The organism is Mycobacterium persicum, assembly GCF_002086675.1.
Lineage (GTDB): Bacteria > Actinomycetota > Actinomycetes > Mycobacteriales > Mycobacteriaceae > Mycobacterium > Mycobacterium persicum.
The window spans coordinates 1-9,784 of the sequence record NZ_MVIF01000144.1 but is presented as its reverse complement, the minus strand read 5'-3'; the positions used below and the strand labels follow the sequence as shown (position 1 = coordinate 9,784).

The 9,784-nt window shown below is 69.1% G+C and carries 8 protein-coding genes; 3 read left to right on the top strand and 5 right to left on the bottom strand.

Annotation, left to right across the window (positions count from 1 at the left end; translation table 11 throughout):
- Positions 1-150: 150 nt before the first annotated feature.
- The 4 genes from BST40_RS26150 to BST40_RS26135 all read right to left on the bottom strand — a co-directional run bounded on the left by BST40_RS26150 (position 151) and on the right by BST40_RS26135 (position 5,757).
- Positions 151-567: a hypothetical protein gene (locus BST40_RS26150; protein WP_075549293.1), complete on the bottom strand. Its 417-nt coding sequence runs from the start codon at positions 565-567 to the stop codon at positions 151-153.
- An 8-nt stretch (positions 568-575) separates the two neighbouring features.
- Positions 576-4,151, bottom strand: a complete 3,576-nt coding sequence (cobN, locus tag BST40_RS26145; RefSeq protein WP_083156226.1) for a cobaltochelatase subunit CobN — start codon at positions 4,149-4,151, stop codon at positions 576-578.
- Positions 4,152-4,238: 87 nt separating this feature from the next.
- Positions 4,239-4,748, bottom strand: coding sequence for a hypothetical protein (locus BST40_RS26140; RefSeq protein ID WP_083156222.1), 510 nt, complete (start codon positions 4,746-4,748; stop codon positions 4,239-4,241).
- A 337-nt stretch (positions 4,749-5,085) separates the two neighbouring features.
- A complete protein-coding gene (locus BST40_RS26135) occupies positions 5,086-5,757 on the bottom strand; it encodes an alpha/beta hydrolase family protein (protein ID WP_083156224.1) in 672 nt (223 codons plus the stop codon).
- Between the two features lie 63 nt (positions 5,758-5,820).
- Between BST40_RS26135 and cobG the strand changes: the two genes are divergently transcribed.
- Genes cobG through BST40_RS26120 form a run of 3 tightly spaced genes read left to right on the top strand, consistent with a single transcriptional unit; the run spans position 5,821 to position 9,027 of the window.
- A complete protein-coding gene (gene cobG, locus BST40_RS26130) occupies positions 5,821-6,927 on the top strand; it encodes a precorrin-3B synthase (protein ID WP_083156220.1) in 1,107 nt (368 codons plus the stop codon).
- Between the two features lie 4 nt (positions 6,928-6,931).
- On the top strand, positions 6,932-7,558 hold the full coding sequence (locus BST40_RS26125; RefSeq protein ID WP_083156218.1) for a precorrin-8X methylmutase: 627 nt from the start codon (positions 6,932-6,934) through the stop codon (positions 7,556-7,558).
- Positions 7,555-9,027: a precorrin-2 C(20)-methyltransferase gene (locus BST40_RS26120; RefSeq protein WP_083156216.1), complete on the top strand. Its 1,473-nt coding sequence runs from the start codon at positions 7,555-7,557 to the stop codon at positions 9,025-9,027. The genes BST40_RS26125 and BST40_RS26120 overlap by 4 nt, the downstream gene beginning before the upstream one ends.
- A gap of 239 nt (positions 9,028-9,266) precedes the next feature.
- Here BST40_RS26120 and BST40_RS26115 read toward each other — a convergent pair.
- The coding region (locus BST40_RS26115) for an MMPL family transporter (RefSeq protein WP_158084041.1) at positions 9,267-9,784 on the bottom strand (518 nt) is incomplete at its 5' end.

The window sequence follows — 9,784 nt, the reverse complement described above, 5'->3', positions numbered from 1 at the left end:
GGTGTTGCGCTTTTTTTCGCGGGTTTGCCCCGGGGGGGCTTGGGGGGGTCCCCGGGTGCCCCCCTGGCCGGTCCCCCCGGCGTACCCCCCCGCTATGCGACTTGGGGGGGGTTTCCGGCGTCTGCTCGCCGGCGATCCCGCAGCCTGACATCACGGGACCACCCGGTCCTGTCGGACATCGACGATCAGGTCGCCGGAAAAACCTCGAGTCGAGCCGGGCTCGACGTGGACGAATCTGTCCTCGCCTTGGTAGTCGCGGACGGTCAGCGCGACGGCGACTTTCGCACCCGTCACCACCGCCAGAATGTTGCGCATGGGCAGGCCCTGCGACGGGGTGCCCTCGCCGACCAGGCTCATCGACGGCGTGCCCACCCATGGGTACGGAGCAAAACACGAGCGATCTATCAGGTCTGTCAATGGCTCCGGGCAGCCCACCTCCCAGTGCGCACCCGCCGCGGGGACCGACGGCGTGCCGGGGTCGGCCCAGGCCGGCGCCGGCGTCAATCCGAGAGCACCGGCGGCCAGGGCAGCCGCGGCCGTGGGGAGCCGGAAAAGGCGTGTCGTCATCGGATGGCTCAACCTTCCAAATCACCTTCGGTTTCCAGCAATACCTGGCGCAATCCGTTGAGGGTATCCGGCTGCGGCTGGGCCCACATGCCGCGTCCGGCCGCCTCCAGCAGTCGTTCGGCCATCCCATGCAGCGCCCACGGGTTGGACTCCGCCATGAACTTCCGGTTCTCGGCGTCAAGCACGTAACGCTGAGTGAGTTGCTCGTACATCCAGTCGGCCATCACCCCGGCGGTGGCGTCGTATCCGAAGAGATAGTCGACGGTGGCGGCCATCTCGAATGCGCCCTTGTAGCCGTGGCGGCGCATCGCGGCCATCCACCGGGGGTTGACCACCCGGGCTCGAAACACCCGGGTGGTCTCCTCCGACAGCGTGCGGGTGCGGATGGCGTCGGGCCGGGTGTTGTCGCCGATATAGGCGGCGGGCGCTTGGCCGGTCAGCGCCCGCACGGTGGCCACCATGCCGCCGTGGTACTGGAAGTAGTCGTCGGAGTCGGCGATGTCGTGTTCGCGGGTATCGGTGTTCTTGGCGGCCACCGCGATGCGCCGGTACTGGCGGTTCATGTCGTCGACGGCTTCGCGGCCGTCGAGGTCGCGTCCGTAGGCGAAGCCGCCCCAGGCAGTGTAGACCTGGGCCAGGTCCGCGTCGTCGCGCCAGTTGCGGCTGTCGATCAGCTGCAGCAGCCCGGCACCATATGTTCCCGGTTTGGAGCCGAAAATCCTTGTGGTGGCGCGACGTTGATCCCCGTGCTGGGCGAGGTCGGCCTGGGCGTGGGCGCGTACAAAGTTGGCGTCGGCGGGCTCGTCGAGGTCGGCGACCAACCGGACCGCGTCGTCGAGCATCGTCACCACGTGCGGGAACGCGTCGCGGAAGAATCCGGAGATGCGTACCGTCACGTCGATGCGGGGCCGGCCCAGCTCGGCCAGCGGAATAGCGGTGAGATCCACCACGCGCCGCGACGCGTCGTCCCAGACCGGCCGAACACCCAGCAGGGCAAGCACTTCGGCGATGTCGTCGCCGGCGGTGCGCATCGCCGAGGTGCCCCACACCGATAGGCCCACCGATTGCGGCCACTGGCCGTGGTCGTCGCGGTACCGAGCCAGCAACGAATCAGCAAGGGCCACACCGGCTTCCCAGGCCAGCCGCGACGGCACCGCCTTGGGATCGACGGAGTAGAAGTTGCGACCGGTGGGCAACACGTTGATCAGACCGCGCAGCGGTGACCCCGACGGGCCGGCCGGGATGAACCGGCCGTCCAAAGCCCGCAATACCTGCTCGATTTCGGAAGCGGTGCCGGCGAGCCGCGGCACCACTTCGGTTGCGGCGAACCGTAGTACCGCCGCGACGTCGGCGTTGTCCGTGAGATGATTCGCGGCGGCCGGGTCCCAGCCGGTGGCTTGCAGCGCGGCTACCAGCTTCCGGGCAGCGGCCTCGGCCTGGTCGACCGAGGTGCGCTCGTCGGTGCCGTCGTCGGCCAGCCCGAGCGCCTGTCGCAGGCCGGGCAGCGCCTGCTCGCCGCCGAACAGCTGGCGGGCCCGCAGGATGGCCAGCACCAGGTCGAGTTCTTGTTGACCGGAGGGCTTTTGGCCCAAGATGTGCAGGCCGTCGCGGATCTGGACGTCCTTGATCTCGCACAGCCAGCCGTCGACGTGCAGCAGCATGTCGTCGAACGAGTCTTCCGGGGGCCGCTCGGTCAGCCCCAGATCGTGGTCCATCTTGGCGGCCCGGATCAGCGTCCAGATCTGCTGACGGATGGCCGGCAGCTTGCCGGGATCCAGCGTCGCAACACTGGCATGCTCGTCGAGCAGCTGCTCCAAACGCGCTATGTCACCGTATGTTTCGGCCCGGGCCATGGGCGGGATCAGGTGGTCGACGAGAACGGCGTGCGCCCGTCTTTTCGCCTGGGTGCCCTCGCCCGGATCATTGACCAGAAACGGGTAGATGAGCGGCAGGTTGCCCAGCGCGGCATCCGACCCGCAGGCCGCCGACAGACCTAATGTCTTTCCCGGCAGCCACTCCAGGTTTCCGTGTTTGCCCAGGTGCACCACGGCGTCCGCTCCGAACCCTGTCTCCAGCCAGCGGTAGGCGGCCAGATAGTGGTGGCTGGGCGGCAAATCCGGGTCGTGGTAGATCGCGACGGGGTTGTCTCCGAAGCCGCGCGGCGGCTGCACCATCAGCATGAGATTGCCGGATCGTATACCGGCGATCACGATTTCGCCGTCGGGATCGCCTGTGCGGTCGACGAACAACTCCCCTGGCGGCGGACCCCAATGGTGTGTCACGGCCTCGGTCAGCTCGGTGGGCAGCGTGCCGAACCACGCGCGATAGTCCTTGGCGGACACCCGGATCGGGTTGCCGGACAATTGCCCCGCGGTGAGCCAATCAGGGTCTTGTCCGCCGCGTTCGATCAGCGCATGGATCAGCGCGTCGCCGTCGTTCGACTGGACTCCGGGCAGGTCGCCCAGCTGGTAGCCGCGCTCGCGCATCGCCTGCAACAAGGCGACCGCGCTGGCCGGGGTGTCCAAGCCGACCGCGTTGCCGATCCGGCCGTGTTTGGTCGGGTAGGCGGAAAACACCACGGCCACCCGCTTGTCGGCGGGCGCGACGTAGCGCAGCCGTGCATGGCGGACCGCCAGACCGGCGACCCGCGCGCACCGCTCGGGGTCGGCGACATAGGAGATCAATCCGTCGTCGTCGATCTCCTTGAACGAGAACGGGACCGTGATGATCCGGCCGTCGAATTCGGGCACCGCCACCTGGCTGGCGACGTCGAGGGGGCTCAGTCCGTCGTCGTTGTCGCGCCACTGGTCTCGGGCGCTGGTCAAGCACAGGCCTTGCAGGATCGGGATATCCAGGGCGGCAAGGTGTTCGACGCTCCAGCTGTCGTCGTCCCCGCCGGCTGAGGCGGCCGCGGGTTTGACTCCCCCGGCGGCCAGCACGGTGACCACCATGGCGTCGGCGTCGGCAAGTCTGTCGAGCAGTTCCGGTTCGGCGGTGCGCAGCGAGGCGCAGTACACCGGCAGGGCCCGACCGCCGGCGTCTTCGATCGCCCGGCACAGCGCCTCGACATATGCGGTGTTTCCGGCCAGGTGTTGCGCGCGGTAGTACAGCACCGCGATCGTCGGGCCGTCGATCGTGGCGGCGTCAGCGCGGGCCAACTCGCCCCACGTGGGCGTCACCAGCGGCGGGGCGAAGCCGTAGCCCGTCATCAGCAGCGTGTCCGACACAAAGGCGTACAGCTGTCGCAGGTTGTCCACGCCGCCGTGGGCCAGGTAGATGTGCGCCTGCACCACCGTGCCGGCGGCAACCGTGGACAGGTCGGTCAACTCGGCGTCGGCGGCCTGCTCACCGCTGACCAGCACGGCCGGCACCCCGCTGGCGATCACCACGTCGATGCCGCGCTGCCAGGCTCGGTAGCCGCCCAGGATCCGCACCACCACGATCGCGACGCCGGACAGCAACTCGGGCAGCTCGTCGTCGGATAACCGCGACGGGTTGGCCCACCGATAGTTCCTGCCGCTGGAGCGCGCGCTGATCAGATCGGTGTCGGACGTCGACAACAGCAGGACGGTCGGCTCAGCCACCCACCATTCGTACCGCAATCCCGGAGGACCGTCCCGTGGCGGGTCACGTAACCGATTCCGCTGTCAGTGCCAGAATGGTGTCGGTCATCAACCCTTGTCGCGCCACCACTGATACAGGCTGGCACTGTTTTTGCCCTCAACAACGGCGAGTCTGAGTTTGGCATTGTCCGTCCAGATGACCGCATAGTTGCCTTCGACGGAAGTGCCGCACTCGACCTGACCGGCGGTCTGGCTGGAGTTGCGGTAACTCCATGTCCCGGGAGAAGCGCCGCCGCCCGGACACGACGATGCCACCGTATATCCGCTTCTGCCGGGTCCCTGCCGAAACTCCGTCGCCAGGTCGCTACCGCTCCCATAGAGCAGGAATACGGCGTAGGAAGGTCCGCCCGGGTCGCTGCTTTGGCCGCACATCACTCTTTCGAGTGCACCTTCCACCGGGGCCTTCTCTTGGCAATTGGTCGCGGAGAAGCCCTGCGGGAGCATGTCCATCAGCTTGCCCGACGGCGCCGCGGCGCAATGGGCGGTGGAGCTGAGAACAGCAGCGCCGCCGCACGCCGCAATCGTGATCAACCTGGCAGCGCCAGTGCGCAGAGACATCCCCGACTCCTATCGGCGCGGCAACTGAGGCTGTCGGTCAGCAACGGCTCCGAGTGCACACCGCATGCGTCACCGGCCTCATTGGCAAACGATATCGCCGCCCGGCCGATCACAACGGCGGTTCCGCCAAATGTCCCACCGGCGCCCGCGCCACCACTTCACGATCACCGACCGGCGATGCCGGCCGGCGCGGGTAACCAGCTCTTCGTCTTGATTAACTGTCTCGCTCGACCACCGTCACCCGGCCGTAGCAGTCAGTCCGCCAGCACCCGGGCGGCCAACAGGCCACCCTTGCTAGCGCCGAGCACTACCGGATGACCGCCGGCCGATCGCCGCCTCAGCGAGCCACTATCGACGCGATCCGAGCTGCCACCTCGGCGGCCACCGCTAGCGCCGAACCGCTCGTTCCCGGCCGGTAACGATCGGCTGCCGGGTCGTACACGGCGCCGGCGATCGAGCCGTGATCGGCCGCCAATTCCACCAGCTCCACCGGCCAGCCGACCTGTTCGAGGGCGGCGGCGAAGTCCCTGCTGACACTCACCGGCACCACGTCGTCGGCCCGGCCGTGTAACACCGTGAACGGGGTCGCGAGTTGGTCGGCGGACCACCGGCCGGTCAGGGGTCGGCCCGAGATCGGATCGGGGGCCGTGAAGGCGCCCGCCAGGCAAACCGTATGTGCCAGCGCAACATCGAAGCGGGCAGCCTCGCGGGTGAGGCCCGCCGCGGCCGCGCCCCCAAGTGACCAGCCGACGAGCACGATGTCGGCGTTGTTGGCGTGCCTCCGGGTATAGTCCAGCGATCCCAGCAGATCCGCGCGTCCGCCGTCGTCGGCGTGGGAATTCCAGTCCGGCGCCACCACTGCGGCGCCGTGGCCGGCGACTAAGCCGGCGAGGGGACGCACGGCGGCACGGGCGTCGGTCTGCATGCCGTGCCAGAGCAACACCGTGGGCCGGCTCGAATCGCCGAAGATATCGGCCCAGCGTCCCGGGGCGTATTCCACCGTCCGCATGGACACCAGGGTGCCCAGCCGACGGGGATCCAATCGCGATTGCCGGGGCCGTACCGTGGACGGGTGGTCAGGTCTCGCGACACCGACGCGTGCCCGGGCGCGCTGCAGGTGCACCAGGCCGCCGACGGCGCGCTGGTGCGGGTGCGGTTGCCGGGCGGACTGGTCACCGCAGCGCAGTTGGGCGCGCTGGCGCGGGTGGCCAGCGGCTTCGGCGCGGGAACGCTGGAGTTGACGTCGCGCGGCAACGTGCAGTTGCGCGGCATCACCGACGTGGCAACGGTCGCCGAAGCGATCGTCGAGGCGGGCCTGTTGCCGTCGCCGACGCATGAGCGGGTCCGCAACATTGTCGCGTCACCGCTGTCCGGTCGAGCCGGCGGAAACACCGACATCCGGGGCTGGGTCGACGAGCTGGACGCCGCGATCTGCGCCGAACCCCGGCTAGCCGACCTGGGCGGCCGGTTCTGGTTCAGCCTTGACGACGGCCGCGCCGACGTCTCGGGTCTGGCTGCCGACGTCGGTGTCCATATGCTGCCCGACGGGTGCGTGCTCACGCTGGCAGGCCGCGACACCGGAATCCGGGTCAGCGATGCCACCGCGACACTGGTCTGGGTCGCGCTGCGGTTCCTTGAGATCCGTGGAAAGCATTGGCGGATAACCGAATTAGCTGACTTGGGTGACCTGCTGCCCGGAGTACGACCCGGTGCTGCATTCCCGCCCGTCACCACGCCGCCGGTGGGCTGGATACCCCAGGACGACGGCCGCGTCACGCTGGGCGCCGCGGTTCCGCTAGGGGTATTGCCCGCCCGGGTCGCCGAATACGTGGCCGCGATCGAGGCTCCCCTGGTCATCACGCCGTGGCGGTCCCTGCTGATATGTGATCTCGACGAAGCCGTTGCCGACGCCGCGCTGCGGGTGCTGGCGCCGCTGGGCCTGGTGTTCGACGAGAACTCGCCCTGGCTTCGGGTCAGCGCCTGCACCGGCAGCCCCGGGTGTGCGCGCTCGGTCGCCGACGTCCGGGCCGACGCGGCTGATGCGCTGGACGCGGACGCCGTCGTGCATCGGCATTTCGTCGGCTGCGAACGGGCTTGCGGCAGCCCGTTGTCCGGCGAGGTGCTGGTCGCCACCGGGGACGGATACCGAGCGCTGCGAAACAACGACGCCTTAGGGTGAGCGGGTGCTCGACTACATCCGCGACGCGGCCGAGATCTATCGACAGTCGTTCGCGACCATCCGCGCCGAAGCCGACCTGACCCGGTTTCCGCCCGACGTGGCCCGCGTGGTGGTCCGGTTGATCCACACCTGCGGACAGGTCGACGTCGCCGAGCACGTGGCCTACACCGACGACGTGGTTACCCGGGTCCGGGCCGCCCTGCGGGATGGCGCCCCGGTGCTGTGCGATTCCTCGATGGTGGCCGCCGGGATCACCACCGCGCGGCTGCCGGCGGACAACCTCGTCGTGTCGCTGGTTGCGGATCCGCGGGCTGCCGAGTTGGCCGCGCGCCGGCAGACCACCCGCTCGGCGGCCGGTGTGGAACTGTGGGCCGACCGGCTCGACGGCGCCGTCATGGCGATCGGCAACGCGCCCACGGCCCTGTTCCGGTTGCTCGAATTGGTCGACGACGGGGTCGCGGCGCCGGCGGCGGTGCTGGGCGGGCCGGTCGGCTTCGTCGGCTCGGCACAGTCCAAACAAGAGCTCATCGAACGACCGCGCGGCATGTCGTATCTGGTGGTGCAGGGCCGTCGTGGCGGCAGCGCCATGGCCGCCGCGACCGTCAACGCGATAGCCAGCGAGAGCGAATGACGCGCCGCGGCACGCTCTGGGGCGTCGGCCTGGGACCGGGCGACCCGGAGCTGGTGACGGTCAAGGCCGCCCGGGTGATCGGCGAGGCCGATGTGGTGGCCTATCACAGCGCTCCCCATGGCCGCAGCATCGCTCGCGGTATCGCCGAACCGTATCTGCGGCCCGGTCAGATCGAGGAGCACCTGGTGTATCCGGTGACCACCGAGACGACCGGCCATCCCGGCGGTTACGCCGGCGCGCTGGAGGATTTCTACGTCCAGGCCACCGAACGCATCGCCGGCCACCTCGACGCCGGACGCAGCGTGGCGCTGCTCGCCGAGGGCGATCCGCTGTTCTACAGCTCCTACATGCATCTGCACACCCGGTTGACGCAGCGGTTCAACGCCGTGATCGTGCCCGGGGTGACCTCGGTGAGCGCTGCCTCCGCGGCTGTCGCGACGCCGCTGGTGGCCGGCGACGAGGTGCTGTCAGTGCTGCCCGGCACGTTGCCGGTTGCCGAGTTGACCCGCCGGCTCGCCGATGCCGACGCCGCCGTGGTGCTCAAACTCGGTCGATCGTATCGCAATGTGCGGGAAGCGCTTTCGGCGTCCGGCCAACTCGACGACGCCTTCTACGTGGAGCGGGCCAGCACCGCGGGGCAACGGGTGTTGCCGGCCGCCGACGTCGACGCGGCCACCGTGCCGTACTTCTCGCTGGCCATGCTTCCGGGGGGGCGGCGGCGCCCGTCGGTCGTCGGCTCGGTCGCGGTGGTGGGCCTGGGGCCCGGCGACATGGACTGGATGACGCCGCAGAGCCGGCGCGAACTGGCGTGCGCGACCGATCTGATCGGCTACCACACCTACCTGAACCGCGTTCCGGTGCGCGACGGGCAGCGGCGCCATCCCAGCGACAACACCGACGAGCCCGCGCGCGCCCGGCTGGCCTGCTCGCTGGCCGAGCACGGTCGTGCGGTGGCGGTGGTCTCGTCGGGCGATCCGGGTGTGTTCGCCATGGCCACGGCCGTGCTGGAAGAGGCCAAGCAGTGGCCGGATGTGCAGATCCGGGTGATTCCGGGGATGACGGCCGCCCAGGCGGTGGCCAGCCGGGTCGGCGCCCCGCTGGGGCATGACTATGCGGTGATCTCGTTGTCCGACCGGCTCAAGCCGTGGGAGGTGATCGCCGCACGCGTTGCGGCCGCGGCCGCCGCCGACCTGGTGCTGGCCATCTACAACCCCGCTTCCACGGCGCGCACCTGGCAGGTCGGCGCGATGCGGGACCTGCTACTGAAGCATCGCGAGCCGGGCACGCCGGTGGTGATCGGCCGCGACGTGTCGGGCCCTGACGAAGACGTTCGGGTGGTGCGGCTGGCCGACCTCAACCCCGCCGACATCGACATGCGTTGCCTACTGATCGTCGGGTCGTCCCAAACCCAATGGTATTCAGCGGGTTTCGGCGACCGCGTGTTTACACCGCGGCGGTACCCGACCTGAAGTGCGTCCTTGCAAGGCGGGCGCATCCGGTGATGGTCTGGGCGGTGACGCGTGTGGCTGCCGGGGTGACTGCGCTCGGTGCAGTGTCAGCTGCCGCTCAAGCTGCTCAAGCTGGTGCAAGCTGGTGCGCCGAGCGTGACATGGCTGCGCAAAATCGGCCAAATTCTGGCGCTCAGAACACATTCGACGAAACCCCGGTAGCGGCGATCAACGCGCGTACGCTAGGCCTGCCACCCCGGCTATGCGGGTGGGTGACCCGCGGCTACCACCGGTTTGGCGGCCGGCACATCCGCGGGCTCGCCCAATAGCAGGGAACGAACCAGCCGGCGCGGCCCGAACGGCCGCAGCATGTAGCTGGCCGGGCGCGTGCGCACGCGCTGCGGCCACCAGAACCAGCGCCCGAGCAGCGCGGCGATCGACGGCGTCATCAACGAACGCACCACCAGGGTGTCGAACAGCAGGCCCAGACCGATGGTGCTGCCGGCCTGGCCGATGGAGCGCAGATCACTGGCGACCATGGACATCATGGTGAAGGCGAACACCAGGCCCGCGGCGGTGACCACCCCACCGGTTTCGCCCATCGAGCGGATGATGCCCGTCCTCAGCCCCGCGCCGATCTCCTCTTGAAAGCGCGAAACAAGCAGCAAATTGTAGTCGGATCCCACGGCCAACAGAATGATCAGCCCGAACACCGGCGCGATCCAGTTCAGCTCCAGACCGAAGATGTGTTGCCAGACCAGCACGGACCGCCCGACGG